The organism is Spirabiliibacterium pneumoniae (assembly GCF_014884995.1).
In the GTDB taxonomy this organism is placed as follows: domain Bacteria; phylum Pseudomonadota; class Gammaproteobacteria; order Enterobacterales; family Pasteurellaceae; genus Spirabiliibacterium; species Spirabiliibacterium pneumoniae.
On sequence record NZ_JABMII010000012.1, the window covers coordinates 21,443 to 46,250 of the forward strand.

General features: G+C 48.1%; 27 protein-coding genes. 13 read left to right on the plus strand and 14 right to left on the minus strand.

Translation table 11 applies throughout. From position 1 onward, the window contains the following. Nucleotide 1: 1 nt before the first annotated feature. Complete coding sequence (locus HPC38_RS08325; RefSeq protein ID WP_208120833.1) at nucleotides 2–1,312, minus strand: TRAP transporter large permease; 1,311 nt, start codon at nucleotides 1,310–1,312, stop codon at nucleotides 2–4. 9 nt (nucleotides 1,313–1,321) lie between these two features. Further along, nucleotides 1,322–1,816 (minus strand): TRAP transporter small permease, encoded by a 495-nt coding sequence (locus tag HPC38_RS08330; RefSeq protein ID WP_208120834.1) that lies wholly within the window; start codon nucleotides 1,814–1,816, stop codon nucleotides 1,322–1,324. A 231-nt stretch (nucleotides 1,817–2,047) separates the two neighbouring features. Here HPC38_RS08330 and HPC38_RS08335 point away from each other — a divergent pair, with 231 nt between their 5' ends. The 3 genes from HPC38_RS08335 (at nucleotide 2,048) to uxuA (ending at nucleotide 5,029) form a co-directional block, all read left to right on the plus strand. Continuing rightward, entirely contained in the window at nucleotides 2,048–3,010 is a 963-nt protein-coding gene (locus HPC38_RS08335) for a TRAP transporter substrate-binding protein (protein ID WP_408021850.1), read from the plus strand. Nucleotides 3,011–3,075: 65 nt separating this feature from the next. Continuing rightward, nucleotides 3,076–3,828, plus strand: coding sequence for an FCD domain-containing protein (locus tag HPC38_RS08340; RefSeq protein WP_208120836.1), 753 nt, complete (start codon nucleotides 3,076–3,078; stop codon nucleotides 3,826–3,828). A 13-nt stretch (nucleotides 3,829–3,841) separates the two neighbouring features. After that, nucleotides 3,842–5,029 carry a mannonate dehydratase gene (gene uxuA, locus HPC38_RS08345; RefSeq protein WP_208120837.1) on the plus strand — a complete coding sequence of 396 codons (1,188 nt, stop codon included), beginning with the start codon at nucleotides 3,842–3,844 and terminating at the stop codon, nucleotides 5,027–5,029. A 66-nt stretch (nucleotides 5,030–5,095) separates the two neighbouring features. Here the strand turns inward: uxuA and tkt are convergent, their stop codons facing one another. The 3 genes from tkt to HPC38_RS08360 form a co-directional block, all read right to left on the minus strand. Beyond that, nucleotides 5,096–7,090 carry a transketolase gene (tkt, locus tag HPC38_RS08350; protein WP_208120838.1) on the minus strand — a complete coding sequence of 665 codons (1,995 nt, stop codon included), beginning with the start codon at nucleotides 7,088–7,090 and terminating at the stop codon, nucleotides 5,096–5,098. A 94-nt stretch (nucleotides 7,091–7,184) separates the two neighbouring features. Continuing rightward, nucleotides 7,185–8,156: a tRNA dihydrouridine(20/20a) synthase DusA gene (gene dusA, locus HPC38_RS08355; RefSeq protein WP_208120839.1), complete on the minus strand. Its 972-nt coding sequence runs from the start codon at nucleotides 8,154–8,156 to the stop codon at nucleotides 7,185–7,187. Between the two features lie 2 nt (nucleotides 8,157–8,158). Next, nucleotides 8,159–9,592: a chloride channel protein gene (locus HPC38_RS08360; protein WP_208120840.1), complete on the minus strand. Its 1,434-nt coding sequence runs from the start codon at nucleotides 9,590–9,592 to the stop codon at nucleotides 8,159–8,161. 187 nt (nucleotides 9,593–9,779) lie between these two features. On the opposite strand from HPC38_RS08360, the gene rsmD reads away from it, so the two are divergent. Next, a complete protein-coding gene (rsmD, locus tag HPC38_RS08365) occupies nucleotides 9,780–10,367 on the plus strand; it encodes a 16S rRNA (guanine(966)-N(2))-methyltransferase RsmD (protein ID WP_208120841.1) in 588 nt (195 codons plus the stop codon). 80 nt (nucleotides 10,368–10,447) lie between these two features. Here the strand turns inward: rsmD and crp are convergent, their stop codons facing one another. The 7 genes from crp to HPC38_RS08400 form a co-directional block, all read right to left on the minus strand. Continuing rightward, nucleotides 10,448–11,134, minus strand: a complete 687-nt coding sequence (crp, locus tag HPC38_RS08370; protein WP_208120842.1) for a cAMP-activated global transcriptional regulator CRP — start codon at nucleotides 11,132–11,134, stop codon at nucleotides 10,448–10,450. A gap of 36 nt (nucleotides 11,135–11,170) precedes the next feature. Continuing rightward, complete coding sequence (locus HPC38_RS08375; protein ID WP_208120843.1) at nucleotides 11,171–11,389, minus strand: YheU family protein; 219 nt, start codon at nucleotides 11,387–11,389, stop codon at nucleotides 11,171–11,173. Nucleotides 11,390–11,396: 7 nt separating this feature from the next. Then, the gene (slmA, locus tag HPC38_RS08380) at nucleotides 11,397–11,999 is read right to left on the minus strand and encodes a nucleoid occlusion factor SlmA (protein WP_208120844.1); all 603 of its coding nucleotides are present in this window, start codon (nucleotides 11,997–11,999) and stop codon (nucleotides 11,397–11,399) included. 2 nt (nucleotides 12,000–12,001) lie between these two features. Next, on the minus strand, nucleotides 12,002–12,457 hold the full coding sequence (gene dut / locus HPC38_RS08385) for a dUTP diphosphatase (protein WP_208120845.1): 456 nt from the start codon (nucleotides 12,455–12,457) through the stop codon (nucleotides 12,002–12,004). A 14-nt stretch (nucleotides 12,458–12,471) separates the two neighbouring features. After that, on the minus strand, nucleotides 12,472–13,695 hold the full coding sequence (gene coaBC, locus HPC38_RS08390) for a bifunctional phosphopantothenoylcysteine decarboxylase/phosphopantothenate--cysteine ligase CoaBC (protein ID WP_208120846.1): 1,224 nt from the start codon (nucleotides 13,693–13,695) through the stop codon (nucleotides 12,472–12,474). Between the two features lie 219 nt (nucleotides 13,696–13,914). After that, a complete protein-coding gene (locus tag HPC38_RS08395; protein WP_208120847.1) occupies nucleotides 13,915–14,688 on the minus strand; it encodes a Crp/Fnr family transcriptional regulator in 774 nt (257 codons plus the stop codon). Further along, nucleotides 14,685–15,134 carry a hypothetical protein gene (locus tag HPC38_RS08400; RefSeq protein WP_208120848.1) on the minus strand — a complete coding sequence of 150 codons (450 nt, stop codon included), beginning with the start codon at nucleotides 15,132–15,134 and terminating at the stop codon, nucleotides 14,685–14,687. Before HPC38_RS08400 ends, HPC38_RS08395 begins: the two co-directional genes overlap by 4 nt. 277 nt (nucleotides 15,135–15,411) lie before the next feature. Between HPC38_RS08400 and metJ the strand changes: the two genes are divergently transcribed. Next, nucleotides 15,412–15,729, plus strand: a complete 318-nt coding sequence (gene metJ, locus HPC38_RS08405; protein WP_208120849.1) for a met regulon transcriptional regulator MetJ — start codon at nucleotides 15,412–15,414, stop codon at nucleotides 15,727–15,729. 30 nt (nucleotides 15,730–15,759) lie between these two features. Here metJ and HPC38_RS08410 read toward each other — a convergent pair whose 3' ends face one another. Together HPC38_RS08410 and envC are read right to left on the minus strand one after the other, a co-directional pair. Continuing rightward, nucleotides 15,760–16,575 carry a divergent polysaccharide deacetylase family protein gene (locus tag HPC38_RS08410; protein ID WP_208120850.1) on the minus strand — a complete coding sequence of 272 codons (816 nt, stop codon included), beginning with the start codon at nucleotides 16,573–16,575 and terminating at the stop codon, nucleotides 15,760–15,762. 2 nt (nucleotides 16,576–16,577) lie between these two features. Further along, nucleotides 16,578–17,786, minus strand: coding sequence for a murein hydrolase activator EnvC (gene envC, locus HPC38_RS08415; protein WP_328805256.1), 1,209 nt, complete (start codon nucleotides 17,784–17,786; stop codon nucleotides 16,578–16,580). A 159-nt stretch (nucleotides 17,787–17,945) separates the two neighbouring features. Between envC and HPC38_RS08420 the strand changes: the two genes are divergently transcribed. The 8 genes from HPC38_RS08420 (at nucleotide 17,946) to HPC38_RS08455 (ending at nucleotide 24,778) form a co-directional block, all read left to right on the plus strand. Continuing rightward, a complete protein-coding gene (locus HPC38_RS08420; RefSeq protein WP_208120851.1) occupies nucleotides 17,946–18,629 on the plus strand; it encodes a 2,3-diphosphoglycerate-dependent phosphoglycerate mutase in 684 nt (227 codons plus the stop codon). Between the two features lie 129 nt (nucleotides 18,630–18,758). Then, a complete protein-coding gene (locus HPC38_RS08425; protein ID WP_208120852.1) occupies nucleotides 18,759–19,199 on the plus strand; it encodes a rhodanese-like domain-containing protein in 441 nt (146 codons plus the stop codon). A 17-nt stretch (nucleotides 19,200–19,216) separates the two neighbouring features. Further along, nucleotides 19,217–19,729, plus strand: coding sequence for a protein-export chaperone SecB (gene secB / locus HPC38_RS08430; RefSeq protein ID WP_208120853.1), 513 nt, complete (start codon nucleotides 19,217–19,219; stop codon nucleotides 19,727–19,729). Between the two features lie 83 nt (nucleotides 19,730–19,812). After that, complete coding sequence (gpsA, locus tag HPC38_RS08435; protein ID WP_208120854.1) at nucleotides 19,813–20,835, plus strand: NAD(P)H-dependent glycerol-3-phosphate dehydrogenase; 1,023 nt, start codon at nucleotides 19,813–19,815, stop codon at nucleotides 20,833–20,835. 8 nt (nucleotides 20,836–20,843) lie between these two features. Next, on the plus strand, nucleotides 20,844–21,671 hold the full coding sequence (gene cysE, locus HPC38_RS08440; protein ID WP_208120907.1) for a serine O-acetyltransferase: 828 nt from the start codon (nucleotides 20,844–20,846) through the stop codon (nucleotides 21,669–21,671). A gap of 4 nt (nucleotides 21,672–21,675) precedes the next feature. After that, nucleotides 21,676–23,046, plus strand: a complete 1,371-nt coding sequence (gene glmU, locus HPC38_RS08445) for a bifunctional UDP-N-acetylglucosamine diphosphorylase/glucosamine-1-phosphate N-acetyltransferase GlmU (protein ID WP_208120855.1) — start codon at nucleotides 21,676–21,678, stop codon at nucleotides 23,044–23,046. 83 nt (nucleotides 23,047–23,129) lie between these two features. Continuing rightward, the gene (locus HPC38_RS08450) at nucleotides 23,130–23,762 is read left to right on the plus strand and encodes a DUF1007 family protein (protein WP_208120856.1); all 633 of its coding nucleotides are present in this window, start codon (nucleotides 23,130–23,132) and stop codon (nucleotides 23,760–23,762) included. Next, nucleotides 23,753–24,778, plus strand: a complete 1,026-nt coding sequence (locus HPC38_RS08455; RefSeq protein ID WP_208120857.1) for a nickel/cobalt transporter — start codon at nucleotides 23,753–23,755, stop codon at nucleotides 24,776–24,778. The genes HPC38_RS08450 and HPC38_RS08455 overlap by 10 nt, the downstream gene beginning before the upstream one ends. Nucleotides 24,779–24,808 lie beyond the last annotated feature (30 nt).

Consider the following 24,808-nt stretch of genomic DNA (forward strand, 5'->3'; position numbering starts at 1 on the left):
TTTACAACGGCATATAATCAAGTAATACTTTTGGTAAAATTAAACTTAAATCAGGAATAAATGTCACCAAAAGTAGCGTAACAATCATCACAACAAAGAATGGAATTAACGGTTTGAGCACTTTGTCAATACTCACCCCACCCACGGAGCACCCTACAAATAATGCACTGCCCACAGGCGGTGTACAAATACCGATACACAGGCTAAAGGTCATAATAATGCCAAAATGCACGGGATCAACGCCAATATCAAGGGCAATAGGCAAGAAAATTGGCGTAAAGATAAGCACCGCAGGTGTCATATCCATAAATGTGCCAATAATCAACAAAATGCCAACAATCACCGCCATAATCACAATGGGACTATCTGAAATATAATTTAGCGCATCTTGGATTAAAAACGGAATATCGGCATTCGCCATCGCCCATGACATCCCTGACGACGTACCAATTAATAGCAAGACAATGGCCGTTGTGATGCCTGAATTCATAATAATCAGCGGTAACTCTTTAAGTTTCACCTCACGATAAATCACCACCGCCAAAACAAATGTGTACACAACAGCGATCGCCGATGCCTCTGTTGCGGTGAAAATCCCTGCTATAATTCCGCCGATAACAATCACGATCAAGAGCAATGACGGCAACGCATCTAAAAACTTCCACAATACCTCTTTGCACGGTGGCAGGGTTTCAACAGGATAGTGACGCCGCTTAGCAATAAAGCCCGCCACCAGCATAATGCCTAATCCCATTAAGATTCCTGGCACATAACCTGCTAGGAAAAGGGCAGAGATTGAGGTGCCGCCTGACACCAAAGAATACACAATGAGTGTATTACTTGGCGGAATTAAAAGCCCCGTTGGGCACGATGTGATATTCACCGCTGCCGAAATTTCAGGGTCATAGCCGTCTTTCTTTTGCAGTGGCGACATAATCCCACCCATCGCCGCGGCAGATGCCACCGCTGATCCTGAAATGGAGCCAAACATCATATTGGCCAACACATTGCAGTGAAAAAGTGAACCAGGCAATTTGGCACCAAGCACTTTCGCCAATGCAATTAAGCGTCGTGCAATGCCGCCACGGTTCATGATATTACCCGCAAGAATAAAAAACGGAATTGCCAACAACGCAAAATTATCCAACCCTGAGGCCAATTTTTGAGTGATCACCGTAATGGCCATATCACTTGGCATGCTCATCGAAATCGTAATTAGCGTTGCAATCGCAATGGCAAACGAGATGGGCACAGAGAGAGCTAACATAACAGCAAAGCTGCCAAACAGTGTGAGAATAATTGTCCATTCCATAACAACACCTTAAATTGGTTGACCAATTTTGTTTAATGTTCTGATTTTTTGGATAAAATCAATCGTAAGATAAAAGAGCATAATTGCGCCCGAAATCGGCAAACAGAGGTAAACTAAGCCCATATCAATGGCCAGCGAAGGGGAAATTTGCCCGCTGGTGTGGGTATCCCACGCCAATTCTCCGCCACCATAAATAAGGATATAGGCAGCGAAAAAGATCATCAGGCTTAAAATGAGCAGCTCCAGTAGCACTTTCTTTTTGCCTTCAGTTTTCATCAGCAATAAATCGATCGCCAAATGTTGCTTTAACCCTGTTGCATGCGCAGCACCAATCAGCCCCACCCACATAAACAAAAACCGCGCTAGCTCATCGGTTACGATGCTCGGCGCGCCTAAAACATAGCGCGAAATCACCTGCCAGACGACACAAAATACCAACAACACCGACAAGGAGACAGAAAACAGCATCATGCAGCGGTTCATAAAATTAACAGCTTTATCCATAGTTTTTCCACTCAAGTTGAGAAACACGTTGCCATTGTAGGAGCAAGGTAGGTTTTAGAAAATAGACAGAGATCACACTTTTATAATTGGAATGCCAATTTATGTTTTTTATGTGAGCTTCCTCACAATATTGGTAGAATATATTTGCGTACCCGCAAAAATAATCGCAATATCGGCATACCAATTTACTTTCACAACCAAAAAGGGGATGTTATGAAACGCACTAAATTAATGAAAGCTATGCTTGCAGGCTTTGCCCTGACCTTTGCTGCCAGCAGTGTCTATGCCAGCGTAACATTGAAACTCAGTCACAATCAAAACCGCTCACATCCCGTGCATGCGGCACTAGACTTTTTTGCTAAACGCACTGGTGAGCTTAGCGGCGGCGATGTTAAAGTGAGAGTTTATCCTGATGCGCAACTCGGTTCACAACGTGAATCACTTGAGTTAGTGCAAAAAGGCGTTCTTGGCTTGGCCAAATCCAATGCTGCTGAATTAGAAGCCTTTGCGAAAGATTATGGTGTGTATAATCTGCCTTATTTGTTTAATAGCAAAGACCAATATCACCGCATAATGAAAAGCGAGATCGGTGAAAAAATCTTACAAGCCTCTCGTGACAGTGGCTTTATTGGCATCGCTTATTTAGATGCTGGCGCACGCAGTTTCTATGCGAAGAAACCGATCAAAACGCCACAAGATTTAAGCGGCTTAAAAGTGCGGGTGCAACCTAGCCCAACAGCGGTAAATATGGTTAAAGAACTCGGTGGTAACCCAACACCACTGGCTTATGGCGAACTCTATACCGCACTTCAACAAGGCGTAGTGGATGCCGCTGAAAATAATATTCCATCATACACACTCAGCCGTCATAGCGAAGTGGCGAAATTCTTCAGTCAAGATGAGCACACCATGGTGCCTGATGTGTTAGTCATCTCAACCAAAGTATGGGATAGCTTGCCAGAAAAAGATCAGAAAGCCATTAAACAAGCGGCTAGAGAAGCCACTGAAAAAATGGAAACATTGTGGGTGGAATCAGAAAATAAACAACGTGAAAGTGCGGTCAAACAAGGCGTAGAATTCATTGAAGTGGATAAAGCGCCATTCAAAGAAGCCGTAGCGCCGATGTACACTGAACTGGAAAAGAGCAATCCTGCGTTGTTTAAATTGGTTGAACAAATTCGTGCGGTGAAATAATGGTGAGAAATATGGTAACATTTGGTTAGACCAATTCTAACCCTTTGTTACCATAAGGTTGTCCCATGACTGAGAAACAAGCATTTCGCTCATACAAAAAAATCGGCGAAATGCTCAAACAAAAATTAGCCTCTGGCCTCTATGCCGTTGGTGATAGATTGCCACCAGAGCGCGATTTTGCTGAGGAACTGAACGTAAGCCGCACGGTAATTCGTGAAGCGATGATTATGCTAGAGCTAGAAGGCTTAATTGAAATTCGCAAAGGTTCAGGTAGCTATGTTGTTGCACTGCCAAGCCAAACGAAACAAGTAAGTCACTACACTGGCGATATTGGTCCATTTGAGCTTTTGCAAGCGCGCCAACTGCTTGAGAGCAGTATCGCAGAGTTTGCAGCCATTCAGGCGAATCGCTCAGACATTGCTAAACTCAAAGCTATTTTAGATCGTGAACGAGCAACATTGGAGCATGGCGATGAAGACTACATCGCCGATAAAGATTTCCATATCGCCATCGCGGAAATCACGCAAAATGAGGCACTTATTCGGCTACAAAAAAATCTGTGGCGCTATCGCACCGACAGCCACATGTGGCAGGCGCTGCATTCGCATATTCCGAACCAAAACTACCGCGTGCTGTGGCTTACGGATCATCAAAATATTATTAATGCCATTCAGCGCAAAGATCCAGTCGCGGCGAAGAAAGCAATGTGGCAACACATTGAAAATGTGAAACAAAAACTGTTTGAACTGTCAGATATAGACGATCCTAATTTTGACGGTTATTTATTTAATATTAACCCCGTTACCGTGGGGATTTAATTGGAGAACGATTATGGAACAAACATGGCGTTGGTATGGCCCAAATGACCCAGTAAGCCTAAGTGATATTCGTCAAGCGGGCGCAACGGGCATTGTGACCGCACTTCATCATATTAAAAATGGCGAAGTGTGGAGCATTGAAGAAATTCAAAAACGCAAAAAAGCTGTGGAAGACGCAGGCCTCACTTGGTCAGTGGTGGAAAGTGTGCCTGTGCACGAGGAGATTAAAACCCAAACGGGTAATTATCAAACCTGGATTGAAAACTACAAACAAACCCTGCGCAATTTAGCCAAGTGCGGTATTGATACCGTATGCTACAACTTTATGCCTGTGCTCGATTGGACGCGCACCGATCTTGCCTATGAATTGCCTGACGGCTCGCGCGCGCTACGTTTTGACCAAATTGCATTTGCCGCATTTGAAGTGCATATTTTAAAACGCCCTGGGGCAGAACAAGGCTACAGTGCAGAAGAACTGGCGCAAGCCAAAATCTATTTCGAGCATATGAGCCAAGCGGATATTGACAAACTCACACGCAATATTATCGCAGGCTTACCTGGCGCAGAAGAAGGCTACACCTTAGCGGAATTTCAGGCGCAATTAGACCGCTACAAAGCCATTTCTCCTGAGAAATTCCGTGAACACTTGGCGCATTTTTTAAACGAAATCATTCCTGTTGCACAGGAAGTGGGCATCAAAATGGCGGTGCATCCCGACGACCCACCTCGCCCGATTTTAGGCCTACCACGCATTGTCTCCACCATTGAAGATATGCAGTGGTATGTGGACACCCAGCCGCTGCCAGCCAACGGCTTTACCATGTGTACTGGGTCATACGGTGTGCGTTCAGACAATGATCTAGTCGAAATGACCAAACGTTTTGCTGATCGTATCTATTTTGCGCACTTACGCTCTACATGCCGTGAAGAAAATCCACTGTCATTCCACGAAGCGGCGCACTTGCAAGGCGATGTGGATATGTTTAATGTGGTGAAAGCCTTGCTGGACGAAGAGTATCGCCGTTTAGATAATGGTGAAACACGCTTGATTCCAATGCGTCCAGATCATGGACATCAAATGCTTGATGACCTGCATAAAAAAACCAATCCAGGCTACTCCGCCATCGGCCGCCTCAAAGGCCTCGCCGAATTCCGCGGGCTGGAGCTGGGCTTGAAAAAAGTCTTTTTCGATAAGAAATAAAAAGTGCGGTTTGACCGCACTTGTACCGAAAAAAAGCAGCGTTAACGCTGCTTTTTTCTTAGGAGGTTACAAAATCTCTTTCGCGGTTTTTACCACATTTTCAACAGTGAAACCAAAGAGTTTAAACAATTCTCCTGCTGGTGCGGATTCACCGAAACCGTGCATGCCCACAACGCGGCCGTTCAAGCCTACATATTTGAACCAGAAATCGGCAATGCCTGCTTCAATCGCCACACGTTTGCCAACCGCACTTGGTAACACACTTTCACGATAGGCTTCATCTTGCGCGTCAAAGGCATTGGTGCTTGGCATGGAAACAACCCGCACTTTTGTGCCCTCACCACTGAGTTGTTCTGCTGCTTTCACCGCCAATTCCACTTCAGAGCCAGTTGCAATCAAAATCAGCTCAGGGGTGCCGTCGCAGTCTTTTAAGATGTAACCACCGCGCGCGATATTGGCTAATTGCGCCTCATCGCGTGGCATTTGGGTGAGATTCTGACGACTAAAGATCAACGCACTTGGACCATCTTGACGCTCAATGGCTGCTTTCCACGCCGCAGCAGATTCCACTTGGTCACATGGGCGCCAGGTGACTAAATTTGGTACCAAACGCAAGGCGGCTGTTTGCTCCACAGGTTGGTGCGTTGGGCCGTCTTCACCCAAACCGATGGAATCGTGGGTGTACACAAACAACACGCGTTGTTTCATCAACGCTGCCATGCGCACCGCATTGTGGGCATATTCCATAAACATCAAGAAAGTTGCGCCATAAGGGATAAAGCCGCCGTGCAGCGCAATGCCGTTCATGATGGCTGACATACCAAATTCACGCACGCCGTAGTTGATGTAGTTGCCGTCCACCACATTGGCACGCAATGGTTTTGAGCCAGACCACAAGGTTAAGTTAGACCCTGCTAAGTCGGCAGAGCCGCCCAACAATTCAGGCAACAATGGCGCGTAGGCTTCGATCGCATTTTGTGAGGCTTTACGGCTGGCGATGTTGGCAGGATTTGCCTGCAATTTCGCAATGAATTCATTGGCTTTAGCATCAAAGTCAATTGGCAGCTCACCTTTCACACGGCGTAAAAATTCTTTCGCCAATTCAGGGTGTGCTTTTTCATAGGCGGCGAATTTTTCGTCCCACGCTTGTTCGGCTTTTTTACCTTTTTCAAGGGCAGACCATTCGTCGTAAATCGCTTGTGGGATTTCAAACGCGTCGTATTCCCAGTTCAGCGCTTTGCGGGTGGCGGCGATTTCGTCATCACCCAATGGTGCGCCGTGGCTATCATGAGAGTTGGCTTTGTTCGGTGAGCCGTAGCCGATAATCGTTTTACAAATAATCAAGGTCGGCTTGTTGGTTTCAGCGCGCGCTTTTTCAACCGCACTTTTCACTTGTTCAGCATCATGCCCGTCCACCGCTGGGATAACGTGCCAGCCGTAGGCTTCAAAGCGTTTTTGCGTGTCGTCAGTAAACCAACCATCCACATGACCGTCAATGGAAATATTGTTGTCATCATAAAACGCAATTAATTTGCCCAAGCCTAAGGTGCCCGCCAGTGAACACGCTTCGTGCGAGATGCCTTCCATCAAGCAGCCGTCGCCCAAAAAGGCGTAGGTGTAGTGATTAACGATGTCATGTCCATCACGATTAAACTGCCCAGCCAGTGTTTTTTCTGCAATTGCCATGCCCACAGCGTTGGTAATCCCTTGACCGAGCGGGCCTGTTGTGGTTTCCACACCTGCGGTGTAGCCATATTCAGGGTGCCCTGGGGTTTTAGAGTGCAGTTGACGGAATTGTTTTAAGTCCTCAATCGATAAATCATAGCCCGTTAAATGCAATAGGCTATAAATCAGCATAGAACCATGCCCATTAGACAGTACAAAGCGGTCACGGTTAGCCCAGCTTGGATTAGCTGGGTTGTGATTTAAAAAATCGCGCCATAACACTTCAGCGATGTCCGCCATACCCATCGGCGCACCTGGGTGGCCCGATTTAGCCTTTTGCACGGCGTCCATACTCAAAAATCGAATCGCATTGGCGAGTTCTCTACGTGATGCCATTTTATTCTCCTGTTTTTTATTCATATCCTGACAGTGTACACAACTTTTGCACACAATGTTGATAGTTAATAGCGATAAATGAAATATATTTGAGTTATATCACAAATGAAAGTGCGGTTTCCACCACTTCCAGCCCTACGCCGTCTTTATGCGCGTTTTCGCTTAAATAACGTCGCCACTGCTTGGCGCCCTTGCAGCCCACAAAAGCGTTGATCATATGCCGCGTGATGCTTTGTAGCCGTGTGCCTTGCGCCAGTTCACGTTCAATGTACGGCAGCATTGCCTGCACCGCGTCAATGGGGCTGACAACCGCACTTTGGCTGTCATAGAAAGTGCGGTCAATCTGCCCTAACAGGCTCGGGTTGAGATACGCCTCGCGCCCGACCATCACGCCATCAACGTGCGCAAGGTGCGTTTGCATGTCATCCAGCGTTTTGATCCCGCCGTTAATGCCAATCCAAAGCTGTGGAAAATCTTTTTTCAATTGATAAACGCGCGCATAATCCAGCGGCGGGATTTCGCGATTTTGTTTCGGGCTTAACCCTGATAGCCACGCCTTGCGCGCGTGAATGATAAAGTCTCGACAACCTGCGTGTGCCACAGTGTCGATAAATTCACATAGAAAATCATAGGAATCGAGTTCATCAATCCCAATGCGGGTTTTTACCGTGACAGGAATGCTGACCGCACTTTGCATTTCACCCACACAACGCGCCACCAAATCCGCTTGCGCCATCAGGCAAGCACCAAAAGCGCCGTTTTGCACGCGATCCGACGGGCAACCCACGTTGAGATTAACCTCATTATAACCGCGCTGCTCGGCTAATTTAGCACAATGCGCTAATTGCTGCGGATCGCTTCCCCCCAGCTGTAACGCCAATGGCTGCTCCTCCTCTCTGTAAGTGAGGTGATCATATTTCGCATGAATCACTGCGCCTGTCGTCACCATTTCCGTGTACAACAACGCATGACGACTAAATTGGCGATGAAAATAACGGCAGTGGCGGGTAGTCCAATCCAGCATAGGCGCGACGCTAAAGCGCCGCGCTTGGGTAATATCGTGCATAATTATCCTTGCGATTTTGCGTCTTCTGTCGAGGGTTCATCACGCATTTGAGCTTGCTGCAAATGGGCTTGCAGTGCATTTTCTTCTTGAATGCGTTGGCGAAAGCGCCCAGCGGCAAAGTGATAAAACGGTTTCGGGCAGAACTGGCGAGAGACAATCGACGCCACCAAACAGCAGATCAGCATCCAAAATAGCACAGGTTGGCTGCCAGTCATTTCCATCACCACCACACTGGCAGTCACGGGCGATTGCGTCGCTGCAGCCAAAAATGCCGCCATAGACAGCAACACCAGTAAGCGTTGATCAACCACGCCACCTGAAAAATCCCAAATATGAGCACCAATGGCTGCCCCTGTGGTCAGCGCAGGCGTGAAAATCCCACCTGGAATGCCAGCCCAGTACGTGGCAACGGTGGCGAATAATTTCGCCAGCCCAAAACCCTCTGGGTGGATGGGAGCGTCGTTTAATAAATAGGTCACTTGCTCATACCCCGTGCCATATGTGCGCCCTTGGGTATAAGCGCCTAGGGCTGCCAAAATCAGCCCCATGAAAAATGCTACCGCCAGCGGATGACGACGAATCCAGCCACGCCACTTTGCAGGTGAATAAGCGGCAAAGCCTTTGCTTAAAAGGCGCGCAAACAGCCCCCCGAACACACCGCACACAACTGCGCAAATCAACACCCACAGATACATTTTCGGCACTTCTGTTTCGCCGATATAATGCGGGAAATAGGGGTTATTGCCTTGAATCGCCACCAAGATAAAACCTGCCGCCAACACGCCTAATAATACGCGGCGCTCCCAGCGCAACAACAAGCCACGCCCCAGCTCTTCAATGGCGAAAATCACTCCAGCAAGCGGCGCATTAAATGCCGCCGCCAAACCACCCGCCGCACCCGTTGCGATCAGTTCATTGGTGGTCAATCCTTTAAATGCAATGCTATGCTTACGGCAAAAATTCCCCCACGCCAGCATCACCGCCGCCCCCACTTGCACCGACGGCCCTTCTCGCCCCACTGAGGCGCCTAAGCACATCGCCAAAAAAGTCAGCGGGATTTTCCAAATCGTTTGCCAAAAGGTGATCAGGCGGGTTTTATTCGCGCCATGAGGCAGAGAGAGAGAGGCGATCACCTGCGGGATACCACTGCCGCTGACAAATGGCGTATAACGCTGGGTGAACCACGCCAATATCGGCAAGCCTAACGGCAACGCAATCCAAATGACATAAGGATAATGCTGCGCCCAATGCGCATTCCACTCCAGCCCCATTTCAGAGAGCAGCGCAAAGCCCAGCGACACCAACGCCACCAACGCTGCCCCAATCAGCAGACAAATAAATTCAATGCTTTTGCGCGACAACCGCCACGTTTGATGGCCTTTATGGTGCAGGTAATACCGCACTTTACTCATAATTGCATGGGTATCGGGTAACATAATCAATAAAAAATGGCTGATAAACGGATAAAAGTGTGATTATAGCCTAAAAGTGCGGTTTTTGCAGTAGATCTCACCATCTAGGCGCTCGTTATGTTTAGTCGTAACACAAAATCACACATCGTTTATTGACTTACGCCATTCAATTAAGGGATCATAGCCGCAACGCAAAAACCAACACTTTTTTATGACGAAAAAACCGATCAAACAACACCGCGCGCCCACAGGCGAAGTGCGGATCATTGCAGGGCGCTATCGTGGGCGCAAGCTGCCAGTGCTTGACGCCGAAGGGCTACGCCCAACAGGCGATCGCATTAAAGAGCGGCTATTTAATTGGCTGATGAATGACATCATCGACGCCCGCTGTCTTGATGTGTTCGCAGGCAGTGGCAGTTTAGGCTTTGAAGCGCTTTCACGCCACGCGGCATTTGTGCAATTTTTTGAGCTTAACCCGCAGGCGCACCGCACTTTAGCCCAAAATCTCACCCGACTTGGGGCAGACAATGCCGCCCTTACCCAAGGCGACAGCCTCACGCTGCTACAAACGCCACCACACACGCCGTTTAACATTGTGTTTCTTGACCCGCCATTTCACCAAAACCTCATCGCGCCAACGCTTCACGCGCTCACCCAACACCACTGGCTTGCCGCCAACGCTCTCATCTACATCGAAAGCGAAGCCACCCTAACCGCACTTTGCCCACCCAAAAACTGGCAACTCGTAAAAGAAAAAACCTCAGGCGCTGTCTGCTCCCGACTTTATCGGGTGGTGTGAGTTGTCATACAAAGTAGACTCGTGATTACAACAACCCAACATATTGAATTTAACAAAGCCCTCTATGAGGGCTTTTGATGCTAGCGAGTGCCGTAGACGACGATCGTTTTGCCGTGGGCTGAGATGAGATTTTGATCTTCGAGCATTTTGAGGATGCGTCCGACGGTTTCGCGCGAACAGCCGACGATTTGTCCGATCTCTTGGCGGGTGATTTTTATTTGCATGCCGTCTGGATGGGTCATTGCCTCTGGCATTTTAGCCAAATTCAGCAAAGTTTGTGCGATGCGGCCTGTTACATCAAGGAAAGCGAGGTTCATCACTTGGCGTGAGGTGTGCTGTAAGCGGTGTGCAAGCTGTGTGGAGAGATACATTAATACCTCTGGGTTAACTTGAATTAATTGGCGGAATTTTTTGTAGGAAACTTCTGCTACTTCACATGGCGTTTTCGCACGTACCCATGCGGTGCGTTCACTTTCTTGTTCAAACAGACCAATTTCACCAACAAAATCTCCTTGGTTAAGATAGGAAAGAATCATCTCTTTGCCATCTTCATCTTTGATAGACACAGATACAGAACCTTTGATGAGATAGTATAGAGTCTCTGCTTTCTCGCCAGCGTGAATCAGTGTGCTTTTCGCAGGGTACTTATGAATGTGGCAATGGGATAAAAACCAATCCAATGTTGGGTCTGTTGTGGTGCTAGCATTGCTATTGGCGCCGTTGATATTAGATTGTGGTTGTTTTTGGGCTGGTGTTTGCTCTTGCATAAATACCTCTTAAGTTTACTGCACTTTCTTCAAGCCCTATTGCCCAAAGGAAGATTTCTCTTTTATGTCGAGTGATTGGTGTAGCTCTGACCACACCAGCACTACATGACCTTGCTCCAACTGATGACGTAGGCGTGTTGTTTTTTCAGATAACGTCAATTCATGCGCGCCATAATCTGTGCCCTCGCGCAGGACAATGCTTTCAAGCACATTTTGGAGAGTGTCACTGTTAAGTGATTGCCACGGTATTATCATAGTAACCCTATTTTAGTAATGACGCAAATAGTGGCCATTGCTGCTCAAAATCACTGTAAGGATTACGTCGAAAATTGGTGCGTACATAGCGAACAAACTGTCCTTCACAAAATGTGACTAAATGTGCAGCGATAATTTTTTCATCAATTGCAAATGCTTTACCATTGCGTAGGCGTTGCATTTGTAAAATATTATTAAACTGCACTTCAAGGCTGTCGAAAAACTTCACCAGCCGTTGTTTAAGTTTTGGCTCTTCAAACATTAACGCATGACCACTGAGCACACGCGTCATGCCTGGGTTTTTGCGGGCAAAATCCAAAATCAACAGCATAATATTATGCACACGAGTAACGCTGTCGGTGTCATTTTTCAACGACATACGAATGCGGTAAAGCAAATTTTCTTCAATCAGGTCAATCAAAGCAGAGAACATCGCCTCTTTGCTGTCATAATAGCGATAAAGTGCCGCTTCCGACACACCCACTTCTTCAGCTAAGCGTTTGGTGGAAATGCGCTGCATGCCGCGGTCAGAGTGCAATAAGTGCGCTAATACAGTCAACACTTGCTTTCTGCGTTCATTTATTGGGCGCTTTTCTTTTGGCTGTTTCATGCTTATTGCTTACCTGAATGCCCAAACCCGCCTGCGCCGCGTTTGCTGGCCTCAAAGTCGTCCACCACGTTAAACTGCGCTTGCACCACTGGTACAAACACCAATTGCGCGATACGATCGCCCACCTCAACAGTGAACGCACTGTCGCCACGATTCCATAATGAAACCATCAGCGGGCCTTGATAGTCGGAATCAATCAAGCCAACTAAATTACCCAACACAATGCCGTTTTTATGCCCCAAACCAGAACGAGGCAAAATCACGGCCGCCAAGGCAGGGTCGGCAATGTGGACGGCAATGCCCGTTGGAATCAACTGAGTTTCGCCTGGTTGTAAAGTTAAAGGCGCATCAAGCATCGCGCGCAAATCAAGCCCCGCAGAGCCAGGGGTTGCATACGCTGGTAGAGGAAAATCCCGCCCGATGCGTTGGTCTAAAATTTTAATATCAATGCTTTTCATCGTTCTCTCTTTCTTTAAACCGCACTTTGAATGTGATTTCGTTGCGCAATGATCAAATCCACCACTTGGCGAGCAATGCTGAGTTTGTCAGCTTGCGGTAAATCCGCCTGCCCACCTGGCCAAAACACACTCAGCGCATTCTGCTCTCGCCCAAAACCAATCTCTTTTTGCGATACATCATTGGCGCAAATCATATCCAGCTTTTTACGCACGAGCTTGCTTTGAGCATACTCTGCCACGTTTTGCGTTTCCGCCGCAAAGCCAACCACAAATGGCCGATTAGTCTGCAACGCCGCCACTGAGGCAATAATATCAGGATTTTTCACTAAGGTCAGGGTTAGGGTATCTTGCGCCGCTGTTTTCTTTAATTTATGCGCTGCTACCTGTGCCATTTTATAGTCTGCCACCGCCGCACAGCCAACAAAAACCGCACTTTGCGTGGCTAATTCAAGGGCGTGCTGATACATTTCATCTGCGCTGAGCACATCAATGCGTGTCACCTTGTCGGGCGTTGGCAGCGCCACAGGGCCGGCAATCAGATTCACCTGCGCACCACGCTCAGCAAAGGCTTGCGCAAGGGCAAAGCCCATTTTGCCTGAGCTGTGATTGCTAATATAACGCACAGGGTCGATCGCCTCTTGGGTCGGGCCTGCCGTGAGAGTAACCACCCAATCTGAAAGCGTATCATCGCTGACCAAAAGTGCGGTCAGCGCCGCCACTATTTCAGCAGGCTCCGCCATGCGCCCAAGGCCAACATCGCCACAGGCTTGCTCCCCCGCATTTGGCCCCACCGTATGAGCACCACGCACCTTAAGTTGCGTTAAATTGGCTTGCACGGCGGCATGAGCAAACATTTGCTGATTCATCGCTGGCGCCAGCAACAACGACGCACGCGTAGCCAAACACAAAGTGGTCAGCAAATCATTCGCTTGACCGCAGGCTAAGCGGGCAAGCACATCGGCAGTGGCAGGGGCAATCACCACCATATCCGCCCATTTCGCCAACTCAATATGCCCCATAGCCAGCTCAGCTTGCGGGTCAAGCAGCGAGGTGGCCACCGCATTGCCTGAAATGGCCTGCAATGTCAAGGGCGTGACAAACGCCTGCGCCGCGTTGGTCAGCACCACGCGCACATTGGCCTGCGCTTTGCGCAACAAACGGATAAACTCAATGCTTTTGTAAGCCGCAATGCCAGCTGTGATGCCAACAACGATATTTTTCCCTGCAAGTTTGTTCATGTTCACCTCTTTTGCGCCATTTTACTGCAAAATTTTGCTTTGGGCTAACAAAAGTGCACTATAAACATCACCTTAAGCACGTCAATCAGATGACTGAAGAGATAAGAGGGGATTAAAAAATAAAAGTGCGGTGGCGAACCGATAGCGCAGGTAGATTTTACATCTTTATTGATTTGGTGAAATAGCCTGATTATGCCTGTCAGAAATAGAGGTTTAGATTTAATTGAAAATGTCCGATTGGCTAAGGCGCTTTAATCCCTCTTGTGAGAGTAAAATAATTTTTCCTCTCGTTTGGGCGATTAAACCCGCTTGCACAAAGGAAGACAAAATCTTTGAAACAGCTTCACGCGTGGCACCCACTAAAGACCCGAGTTGCTCATGTGTGAGTGACACAATATGCTTTTTCGTTCCCAGTGGTAATGATGATGTTGTCGCCAATTTAAGCAATAATCCCGCCAAGCGCTGTGGCAGTGGTTTAAAGACAAAGTCTGCCAATCGCTCTTCAAGCTCATTGACTCGTTCGCCGAGAATTTTAGCAACACGAACAGCTATTCGTTGATCGGAGAGAAAATGCTGTGCAATTTGCGCCTCATTGAGTTGACAAATTAAGCTGTCCTCCATTGCTTCTGCATAGTTATTCCCCATCCGTTGTCCCAAAAGCGGCAGGCTGCCAAAAACACTGCCTTTTTCCAAAATAGCAATGGTCAATGCCTTGCCTTGAGCAGATGTTTGAAAAACCCTGACCCGACCTGCTTTTATAATGAATAAAGCATGGTGATGATAATGTGGCGTGTAAATCAGCTCGCCAGCGCTGACGTGTTTTAGCGGCAGCCGCGCATTTAATTCGCGCATTTCCTCTTCAGGGACATCCTGAAATAGCGAAACTTCACTTAAACAAGGATGCCCTTGATGAATGTCGAGTGTTTTTAGCATGGTAATCATTTTTCTAGATGCCATCATGTCTTCAAGACAATGACGGCAGATAATGTTCATTGTTTATTGCCTGACAATAATAAAATTATTCTCATGATCAACAGGGCGACTATAGCGAAAATAATATGCCAAATCAATGCAGCATGGCTCATAGGTGTCCAATGAAATAGCGGTTGAGCCATCATCATTGGCATTACCATCATAGGTCCTATCACCCACAGGAATACACCATACAGTGCAGCAAACATGATACTTTTGCCCAAGCACGATGGCATTTTATTGAGTAATAACCCTAATCCCATACCAAAAATGATTGAGATCATGGCATGGATCATCATCCCTTCAACAGCAGACGACATTCCCATTTGTTGCGCCAGCACTGGAAACATATTCATTTGTTGCATAAAAATAGCATAAGCTATGCCACCGGCAATACCACCGATAGCGCCCACCAGCAGACGTTTTTTTAGCCCGATACCTGTTAAAACTTCACATGATTGAGTCATATTGTTACCCTTATTAATGAATTGAAAGCCTCATTTTAAAGAAAAATACCCAAATGACTGTAATCCAGCACACACAACACAATAAAATTTAGTGGATTTCACCGAGCTTGTAATGTGACGTTTTGGTTCACAATACGCTTATTATAGTACTTAAAGATAAAACAATATGGAGAGCACATCGCTTCATTTAGCCTTTAGCAGTCTTGACGTCTAGATTGTTATTTTTAAAAATTTTGTTACAATACGCCTATTATTTTTATGGCTAAAGGGCGAAACGATGGCACAGTGGGATGGAAAATACATTAGTCCGTATGCAGAACACGGCAAAAAAAGTGAGCAAGTGAAAAAAATTACTGTTTCAATCCCGATTAAAGTCTTGGAAATTTTGACCAATGAGCGCACTCGTCGGCAAATTCGCAACCTGCGCCACGCCACCAACAGCGAGCTGCTGTGTGAGGCTTTTTTGCACGCCTTCACAGGCCAGCCTTTGCCCACCGATGACGATTTGATGAAAGACCGTAGCGATGAAATCCCAGAAGAAGCCAAACAAGTGATGCGCACGCTAGGGATCAATCCAGAGGAATGGGAATATTAATGCGACCGCACTTTGATCAAAGTGCGGTTTTTAATTGGGCACGCCACGCAACAGCGGTACTTTTGTGAAAGGCGCTTGTGAGGTGGTGGCAGGAATGTCGTTAAACAATAAGATAAACGGCGCAACGGGCACCGCCTTTTCTTTGCGCCACAGGCTGGCGATGCTGACCAATTGAATATCTTGCGGCAAATTGGCGATACCACGCTGCAACACGGCGATGGTGTTTTTGCGTGGATGGCCAATGGCAATGGCACTGCCGTGCTTGCGGGCATAATTGACCGCACTTTGAAACTGCCGCTGTACATCCGCCAGCGCGTCGCTGTCATCTAAGAAAATATGTCGGCTCAACGCCCCCACGCCTTGTTCTTTCGCGACCTTTTCAGCCACACTTGAGCCGATGGTGCGGCTGTCTAAAAAGAACAATTTTTCCTGTGACAATTTTCGCATTAAATGGGTCATCAAAGTGCGGTCAGAGGTGGCGGCGCTGCCCATGTGGTTGTTCATGCCAATGGCGTGCGGCACCCGCTTTTTGGCGTAGTCCACCTTGGCGGCCACCTGCGCGGCACTCATGCCAATCAGCAACGCTTCAGGCTCAATTTTGTGCTGGCCTTTGGGCTGCATGGGCTGGTGAATAAGAATGTCGCGCTTTTGCGCAAAGGCTTTGTTCGCGCGCTCTGTGGCATAAGGCGCGGAGGGAATAATCGCCACGCTTAGCGTGTTCGGCATGGCGTAGATTTTGAGATCGTCACTGCGATAGCCCACATCATCAATTACAATGGCTAATTTCGCCGCGTGTGCGCTGAAGGCGAAAAGTGCGCTGATAAGGCAAAGTGCGGTTTTCTTCATGGCTACCTCACCCAGCTTTGCGGATTCAGCGGCTTGCCTTTGCGGCGGATTTCAAAATACAGCGCCGCGCGCCCTTGCCCGCCCGTGTTGCCCACTTCTGCAATTTTCTGCCCGCGTTTGACATATTGTTGATTGTTCACGCTGATGCGCTGGTTGTAACCATATAAACTCATATCCCCCGCACCGTGGTCAATCAACACCACTAACCCGTAGCCTTGCAACCAATCGGCTAAAATCACGCGCCCGTCAGCAATGGCGTGTACTGGCGCGCCTGCTGGCGCGTTGATAACCAAGCCTTTCCAGCGCAACTCGCCCATTTGCACGCTGCCATAACGGTTCGCCACGCTGCCCGCAACAGGCATGGCATATTGCTGCTTGCCCGCGCCCAAGCCGCCGCCTTTGCGTGTGAGTTGGCGCTCTTGTTCGGTGGGTTGATAAGGCTTGTTATTGGCTTTTTCTTGTGCGGCTTTCTTGCGTTCATATTCGGCGATTTCCCGCTGTTTTTGCTCACGCGCGCGTTTTTCCGCCGCCGCAATGGAGCTTTTGAGTTTGGCCTCGTTTTGCTTGAGCACATCAAGGCGGTTTTCACTTTGTTTAATCGACCGATCCAGCTTGCTCAGGGTGGTTTTACGCTCGCGCTGATTTTTTTCTAAGCTGCTTTGCGCTTTTTTCTGCTTGCTTAAAATGGCTTGTAGTTGGCTTTGTTGCGCTTGCGCCTGCGCTTTTTGCGCCTCAAGGCTCTCTTGCGTGTGTTTAATATCGGCAATCAGCGCCATGCGTTTACGATTGAACTCTTGATAATAAGCAAACATTCGCCCGCTTTGCTGGGCTTTATCGCTGAGCATGCGCTCAATCACTGAGGGATTTAGCCCCGCGCGGTAGGCGGCGTCAAGCTGTTCGGCGAGTTTTTGTTTTTGTGCTTTCAGTTGCTTTTCAAGGCGGGCAATTTGTTGATCACTCTCGGCGATGTCTTTACGCACCGCACTAAGCTCTTGCTCTGTTTTGCGCAATTCACCAAGCACCGCGTTAATGTTACTTTCGTGCTTTTTCAGCTCCTGTTGCAAGCGGGTGTGCTCGCTGCGCTGGGCGTTGAGCTTTTGCTGTTGCGCTTTAATTTGGCTGCGCACCTCCACAAGATCGTTATTCGCTCCCCATGCCCCAACACTGAGCAACAGCGTTGATAGCACGGTTAATAAAACTCGCTTTTGCACACGACCTCCCCAAAATTCATAATCTCACTATTCTACGCGTTAATCATAAAAAAATCAGCCTTTCGCGAAAATATCATGAAACTTGATCTCACCCTATTTAAACTTCGGCCATTATTTGCTATAAAGGCGCAAGTATTTTGATATCTTAAGGAGTTTAAAATGAAATTAGTATTTATTCGTCATGGTTTTAGTGAGTGGAATGCCAAAAACTTGTTCACTGGCTGGCGTGATGTGAATTTGACTGAGCGCGGCGTGGAAGAAGCTAAAGCGGCAGGTAAAAAATTAAAAGACGCGGGCTTTGAGTTTGACATTGCGTTTACCTCTGTGCTGACCCGTGCGATTAAAACCTGTAATATCGTGTTGGAAGAGTCCAACCAATTGTGGATTCCACAAGTGAAAAACTGGCGTTTGAATGAACGTCACTACGGTCAATTACAAGGCTTAGATAAAAAAGCCACTGCGGAAAAATACGGTGAAGAGCAAGTCCACATTTGGCGCCGTTCATACGACACCTTGCCACCATTGTTGGACAAAAACGATCCAAACTCTGCCCACAATGACCGCCGTTATGCGAATCTGCCAAGCGATGTGGTGCCAGATGGTGAAAACTTGAAAGTGACTTTAGAACGTGTGTTGCCATTCTGGGAAGACCAAATCGCCCCTGCACTGTTAGACGGTAAACGTGTGTTAGTGACTGCGCACGGTAACTCACTGCGCGCCTTGGCTAAACACATTGAAGGCATCAGTGATGAAGACATCATGGGGCTTGAAATTCCAACCGGTCAGCCGTTGGTCTATGAGTTGGACGAAGACTTCAACGTAGTGAAAAAATACTACCTCTAATCGCTTATAAAAAACACTTCTTTGCTCACGTAAAGAAGTGTTTTATTTTGATGCGTATTTTATTTGGTCATCAACCAAAGTGCGGTTATACTTACCGACTGTTTATCTTTTATAAATTGAGAGCAAAGCATGCAAGAATTTTTACCCCAAGCGATGGAATTTGCACGTAATCACACCATCATGGTGATTGCCTGGGTGGCTGTGTTTGTCGCTGTGATTGTCACCAGTGTGAAATCCGCCACCTCAAAGGCCAAAGTGATTGACAACGCGCAACTCACTCAACTGATCAACAAACACAACGGCATTGTGGTTGATGTGCGCAGCGATGAAGAATTTGCCCGTGGGCATATTGCAGGCAGCGTGCAAGCCTTGCCAAGTGAGATCAAAGGTAAACACATTCCCGCACTGGAAAAATACAAAGCTGTGCCTGCCATTGTGGTCGATAGTGCAGGTTTAGGCTCTGTGGAGCTGGCTAACGCGCTTTATAAACAAGGCTTTAGCCAAGTTTATAGTCTGAAAGAAGGCATTGCTGGCTGGAACGGTGCCAATTTACCGCTTGTTAAACATTAATTAATCAGGGAGTTTTTATGGCTGACGAAAACCAACAAGAAAGCAACACTGCAACTGAAAACGAGCAAGTTGAGGCGTCTTTGCAAATTCAACGCATTTACATCAAAGATGTGTCGTTTGAGGCGCCAAATCTACCAACCATTTTTCAACAAGAATGGAAACCGCAATTGTCATTTGATCTCAACACCGAAACTCAAGTGTTGGCAGAAAATGTCTATGAAGTGTGCTTAAATCTCACCGTTGAAACAAAAATGGAAGAGAGCGAAGAAGTGGCATTCTTATGTGAAGTGAAACAAGCAGGCGTGTTCACCATTACAGGGCTTGAAGGCGTACAATTGGCGCACTGCTTAAGCGCACAATGCCCAAATATGCTCTTCCCTTATGCGCGTGAGCTGATCTCAAGTCTGGTTAACCGCGGCACCTTCCCTGCATTGAACCTTTCTCCAATCAATTTTGATGCGTTATTTATGCAGCAATTGCAAGAACAAGTAGCGCAAGAGGAAGCACAAAGCGAAGAAACCACGCATTAATCGCTTTATCGCAATAGCATAAAACGCAGGCATGTCCTGCGTTTTTGTTTTATAATCAGCAAAAACAGCGTAAGGAGAATAAGATGACGAATGCCATCAGCCACATTCCGATGACCGTGCTAGGCGCGGGTTCATTTGGTAGTGCACTGGCAATTGCCCTGTCACGCAACGGCGCGCCCACCTATTTATGGGGGCATAATCCAAAGCAGCTTGCGCGTTTGAATATTGATCGCGAAAACCGCGACTTTCTACCCGATATTCCCTTTCCTGACAGCCTGAATATTGAACCTGATTTGGCGCGGGCACTTAAGCTCTCGCGCGATATTTTGCTGGTGGTGCCAAGCCATGTATTTGCTGACGTGCTGATGCAGATTAAACCACACTTACAACCCAATCACCGCCTGATTTGGGCGACCAAAGGTCTTGAACGTGATACAGGACGGCTGCTGCATACGGTAGCACAAGATATTTTAGGCTATCACTATCCGCTGGCGGTGCTCTCAGGCCCCACTTTCGCCCATGAGCTAGCTTCGGGGATGCCAACGGCGATTGCCATTGCCTCAGACGACGTCAATTTTGCCAAAGAAGTACAATCGCGTATTCATTGCTCCAAGCATTTTCGCGTGTATGTCAACAACGATCTTATCGGCGTGCAACTTGGCGGCGCAGTGAAAAACGTGATTGCCATTGGCGCGGGCATCTCGGATGGCATGGGCTTCGGTGCCAATGCGCGCACCGCACTTATCACTCGGGGTTTAGCGGAAATCACGCGACTAGGATTATCCCTTGGCGCACAGCCAGAAACCTTTATGGGCATGGCAGGCTTGGGCGATTTGGTGCTCACCTGTACCGATAATCAATCGCGCAACCGCCGTTTTGGGCTCATGCTGGGGCAAGGGTTTGATGCGCAAACCGCACTTTCCAATATTGGGCAAGTCGTAGAAGGCTTTTATAACACCAAAGAAACCCATTTATTAGCCCAGCAACAGGGCGTGGAAATGCCAATCACTGAGCAGATTTATCAAGTGCTGTTTTGCGGCAAAGATGCCAAAGAGGCCGCTCACGCCTTGTTAGGGCGCAAAAAAACGGAAGAGTTTAGCCAATGAATAATACAATGAAAATAGATGAATTGACCGCACTTTGGCAAGCCATTCGTGATGAAGCCACCTCGCTGGCGGAAAATGAACCGATGCTGGCGAGTTTTTTCCACGCTACGATTTTAAAGCATCACCATTTGGGTCAAGCGCTAAGCTATATTTTAGCCAACAAACTGGCTAACCCGATTATGCAAGCCATTGCACTGAAAGAGATCATTGAAGATGCCTACCAGCACAATCCTGAGCTGATTGATGCTGCCGCCCACGACTTAAGTGCGGTGCGTGAACGTGACCCTGCGGTGACGATGCTCTCCACGCCACTGTTATACCTAAAAGGCTATCACGCATTGCAAAGTTACCGCATCACCCACTACTTGTGGCAGCAAGATCGCAAAGCGCTAGCGATTTATCTGCAAAACCAAATTTCTGTTGCTTTTGATGTGGACATTCACCCTGCGGCGCGAATTGGTTGTGGGATTATGCTCGACCACGCAACAGGCATTGTAGTGGGGGAAACCGCCGTGGTGGAAAATGACGTGTCAATTTTACAAGGCGTAACCCTTGGCGGAACGGGTAAAGTCGAAGGCGATCGCCACCCGAAAGTTCGAGCTGGCGTGATGATTGGCGCTGGTTCTAAAATTTTAGGCAATATTGAAATTGGGCAATTTGCTAAAATTGGTGCAGGCTCTGTAGTCCTACAGCCTGTACCCGCCTATGCCACCGCTGCGGGTGTGCCTGCCAAAATTATCGCCCGTGGCAACGCTGACGGCGTGCCATCGTTTGAAATGGATCAATACTTTGAAGCTGACAAACACGCCGCTACGGCGTGCATTGATGAGAGATAACACAATGACAACACAAAAACTAAGCGTTGTGGTGCTGGCCGCTGGCAAAGGCACCCGTATGTATTCCGATTTACCCAAAGTGCTGCACAATGTGGCAGGCAAACCGATGGTCAAACACGTGATTGACACGGTGAGCAAGCTCTCGCCTGAGCATATTTATCTGATTTACGGCCACGGCGGTGAGCTGATGCAAACGCGTTTAAAAGACGAGCCAGTCGAGTGGGTGCTGCAAGCTGAACAACTCGGCACAGGGCATGCGATGCAACAAGCTGCACCGCACTTTGCCGATGATGAAAACATTTTGATGCTCTACGGCGACGGTCCGCTCATCACCGAAGAAACCCTGACACAATTGATCAACGCCAAGCCTGACAACGGCATAGCGCTGCTGACGGTCAACCTTGATGATCCAACGGGCTACGGGCGCATTTTGCGTGGTGAAAATGGAAATATCGTCGGCATTGTGGAACAAAAAGATGCGACCGCCGAACAACGCGCCATCAAAGAGGCCAACTCAGGCTTAATGGTTGCCAGTGGTGCAAGTTTCAAACGCTGGTTGGCGAAATTAGACAATAATAATGCGCAAGGGGAATACTACATCACCGATGTGATTGCACTGGCCAATCAAGACGGCTGCCAAGTGGTGGGGGTGCAAGCCTTAGATCCAATGGAAGTGGAAGGTGCGAATAATCGCCTGCAACTCGCCGCCCTTGAGCGCTACTACCAAGCGCGTTTAGCGAAAAAATTATTACTCGACGGGGTAATGCTCATCGATCCGCAACGCATTGATATTCGTGGCAATCTCACCCACGGCAAAGATGTGGAAATGGATGTCAATGTGATCATCGAAGGTGATGTGGTACTCGGCAATCGCGTGCGCGTAGGGGCAGGCTGCGTGCTAAAAAATTGCCGTATTGGTGATGATGTAGAAATCAAGCCTTACAGCGTGATTGAAGACGCTAGCGTTGGGCAAAGTGCGGTCATCGGTCCGTTCTCTCGCCTGCGCCCAGGTGCTGAGCTGGCAGGCAACACCCATGTGGGTAACTTTGTTGAGATCAAAAAAGCGCACATTGGAGAAGGCTCCAAAGTCAACCACCTCACCTACGTCGGCGATGCTCGTGTGGGCAAAAACTGTAATCTCGGCGCGGGAGTGATCACCTGCAATTACGATGGCGCCAATAAATTCCAAACCGTGATTGGCGATGATGTGTTTGTGGGCTCAGACACGCAATTAGTCGCACCAGTCAATGTGGCCGATGGCGCGACTATCGGTGCAGGCAGCACCATCACCAAAGATGTGGCCAAAGATGAGTTGGTCATCACCCGCGTGGCACAACGCCATATCACTGGCTGGGCGCGTCCGCGTAAAAAATAGTCAGCAAGCCCGCACTATCTACATTCGCGGTGAACTTTATCACCGCGAATATGTCTGAATTACACACGATTTAGGGGGCGGATATGCAAAAAGTGCGGTTTGGGGGCTTGGCCTTATTATTAGCGATGTACGCTCAGCAAAGTGCGGCGCACCCTCATGCTTTTATTGATTTGCAAACTACGTTTGTCAGTCAACAAGACAAACTCACGGGCATGCAAATGCGCTGGCTGTTTGATGAGCCATCATCTGCTGAAATTCTCTACGAACTCAAAACAAGCCATAACAGCCCACAAAAACGCAAAGCGTTAGCTGACGAAATTATGCAAAACATCGTCAATCAGCACTATTTCAGTTATTTTTACAACGCCCAACACGAGCCAATTAAATACACCAGCAAGCCGAGTGATTACGGCTTTGAGGTTAAAGACCACCAATTACTGTTTTATTTCACGCTCAACCTCACCCACCCGCAGCCACTGAAAGGGTTCAACGCATTGCTGCAAACCTACGATCCCAGCTACTATGTGGAAATGAGCTATCCGAATAATCAAGGCGCACACCCGCCTGCGGGCAGCCAGTGTAAAGTGAGCATAACCACCCCGAGCATTGATGAGACCCTCAAGCAATACGCCAGTGGATTAGACAAATCTCAAAAAGATGAAGACTTTTCGCTTGGCGTGCAGTTTGCCCAACGCGTGGAGTTGACATGCCCTTAAGTAGAAAAGCCCTTTGGATTAATCTTGGCATACTAACCGCACTTTGCCTGTTGCTGTGGTATTTTTACCCCAGTGTGTTAGCACAGATCATGCACTGGCAGCGGTTATTTAACCAATCGATTAGCGAAAATCTTCACCTCGTGCGCCAATCCCCCGCACACGCTGGCGGCTATTTGGTGTTGGTCAGTTTTCTCTATGGCGTGTTCCATGCCGTCGGCCCAGGACATGGCAAATTTATCATCGCCAGTTACCTTTCCGCCAACGTCATGCAAATTAAAAAAGGCATTCGCCTCACGCTGGCAGCCTCACTGTTGCAAGGGTTGGTGGCGATTTTAATGACCTCGATCGTGGTGGTGGCGCTCACGCTTTCCTCACGCTATTTTAAGCTCACGCAAGTATGGATGGAGCGCGCCAGTTTTGCGATTATGATGATTATCGGGGCCTATTGGCTGGTGAGCAACGGCAAAAAGCTCTGGCGTTCACTGCGCCCAAAAACCGCACTTCACATTAAATCGCTCAACATCAAGCGCATTGACAGCCCTTTTCAGCCCCTGCCCACAGGCGCTATGGCATTGCGCAAGCCGCCTATGAGCAGCACGAATGATACCTGCGGCTGTGGGCACAAACACGCCCCCAACGCACAAGAGCTGGCTCACGCCAGTGATTGGAAATCACAACTGATGATCATTTTCAGCATCGGCCTGCGACCATGTTCGGGCGCGATTTTTGTGCTGTTTCTCGCCTATATGCTCGACCTTTATCCATGGGGTATGTTGGCAACCATGACAATGGCGGTAGGCACGGGGCTTTCCCTGTCGGGCTTTGCCTGCTTGGTGCTGTTCGCTCGCCAGTATGCCGTCAAACTCGGGCGTTGGTATCTCTCGCCACAATTAAGCCAACATCTCGGGCTGTGGGTGAAAATCGTGTTTGGCGTGCTATTAATCATATTAGGCATCTCGCTAATTTACGGCACCACCCTGCCAGCCAGCGGCGGCGCGGCGTTGTTTAGCCGTTAAAAAACCGCACATTGAGCAAAGTGCGGTCGT

Coding starts and splice junctions, on each gene's coding strand:
- HPC38_RS08325 (WP_208120833.1), bottom strand. CDS start 1,312: ATGGAATGGACAATTATTCTCACACTGTTTGGCAGCTTTGCTGTTATG.
- HPC38_RS08330 (WP_208120834.1), bottom strand. CDS start 1,816: ATGGATAAAGCTGTTAATTTTATGAACCGCTGCATGATGCTGTTTTCT.
- HPC38_RS08335 (WP_408021850.1), top strand. CDS start 2,048: ATGAAAGCTATGCTTGCAGGCTTTGCCCTGACCTTTGCTGCCAGCAGT.
- HPC38_RS08340 (WP_208120836.1), top strand. CDS start 3,076: ATGACTGAGAAACAAGCATTTCGCTCATACAAAAAAATCGGCGAAATG.
- uxuA (WP_208120837.1), top strand. CDS start 3,842: ATGGAACAAACATGGCGTTGGTATGGCCCAAATGACCCAGTAAGCCTA.
- tkt (WP_208120838.1), bottom strand. CDS start 7,090: ATGGCATCACGTAGAGAACTCGCCAATGCGATTCGATTTTTGAGTATG.
- dusA (WP_208120839.1), bottom strand. CDS start 8,156: ATGCACGATATTACCCAAGCGCGGCGCTTTAGCGTCGCGCCTATGCTG.
- HPC38_RS08360 (WP_208120840.1), bottom strand. CDS start 9,592: ATGTTACCCGATACCCATGCAATTATGAGTAAAGTGCGGTATTACCTG.
- rsmD (WP_208120841.1), top strand. CDS start 9,780: ATGACGAAAAAACCGATCAAACAACACCGCGCGCCCACAGGCGAAGTG.
- crp (WP_208120842.1), bottom strand. CDS start 11,134: ATGCAAGAGCAAACACCAGCCCAAAAACAACCACAATCTAATATCAAC.
- HPC38_RS08375 (WP_208120843.1), bottom strand. CDS start 11,389: ATGATAATACCGTGGCAATCACTTAACAGTGACACTCTCCAAAATGTG.
- slmA (WP_208120844.1), bottom strand. CDS start 11,999: ATGAAACAGCCAAAAGAAAAGCGCCCAATAAATGAACGCAGAAAGCAA.
- dut (WP_208120845.1), bottom strand. CDS start 12,457: ATGAAAAGCATTGATATTAAAATTTTAGACCAACGCATCGGGCGGGAT.
- coaBC (WP_208120846.1), bottom strand. CDS start 13,695: ATGAACAAACTTGCAGGGAAAAATATCGTTGTTGGCATCACAGCTGGC.
- HPC38_RS08395 (WP_208120847.1), bottom strand. CDS start 14,688: ATGAACATTATCTGCCGTCATTGTCTTGAAGACATGATGGCATCTAGA.
- HPC38_RS08400 (WP_208120848.1), bottom strand. CDS start 15,134: ATGACTCAATCATGTGAAGTTTTAACAGGTATCGGGCTAAAAAAACGT.
- metJ (WP_208120849.1), top strand. CDS start 15,412: ATGGCACAGTGGGATGGAAAATACATTAGTCCGTATGCAGAACACGGC.
- HPC38_RS08410 (WP_208120850.1), bottom strand. CDS start 16,575: ATGAAGAAAACCGCACTTTGCCTTATCAGCGCACTTTTCGCCTTCAGC.
- HPC38_RS08420 (WP_208120851.1), top strand. CDS start 17,946: ATGAAATTAGTATTTATTCGTCATGGTTTTAGTGAGTGGAATGCCAAA.
- HPC38_RS08425 (WP_208120852.1), top strand. CDS start 18,759: ATGCAAGAATTTTTACCCCAAGCGATGGAATTTGCACGTAATCACACC.
- secB (WP_208120853.1), top strand. CDS start 19,217: ATGGCTGACGAAAACCAACAAGAAAGCAACACTGCAACTGAAAACGAG.
- gpsA (WP_208120854.1), top strand. CDS start 19,813: ATGACGAATGCCATCAGCCACATTCCGATGACCGTGCTAGGCGCGGGT.
- cysE (WP_208120907.1), top strand. CDS start 20,844: ATGAAAATAGATGAATTGACCGCACTTTGGCAAGCCATTCGTGATGAA.
- glmU (WP_208120855.1), top strand. CDS start 21,676: ATGACAACACAAAAACTAAGCGTTGTGGTGCTGGCCGCTGGCAAAGGC.
- HPC38_RS08450 (WP_208120856.1), top strand. CDS start 23,130: ATGCAAAAAGTGCGGTTTGGGGGCTTGGCCTTATTATTAGCGATGTAC.
- HPC38_RS08455 (WP_208120857.1), top strand. CDS start 23,753: ATGCCCTTAAGTAGAAAAGCCCTTTGGATTAATCTTGGCATACTAACC.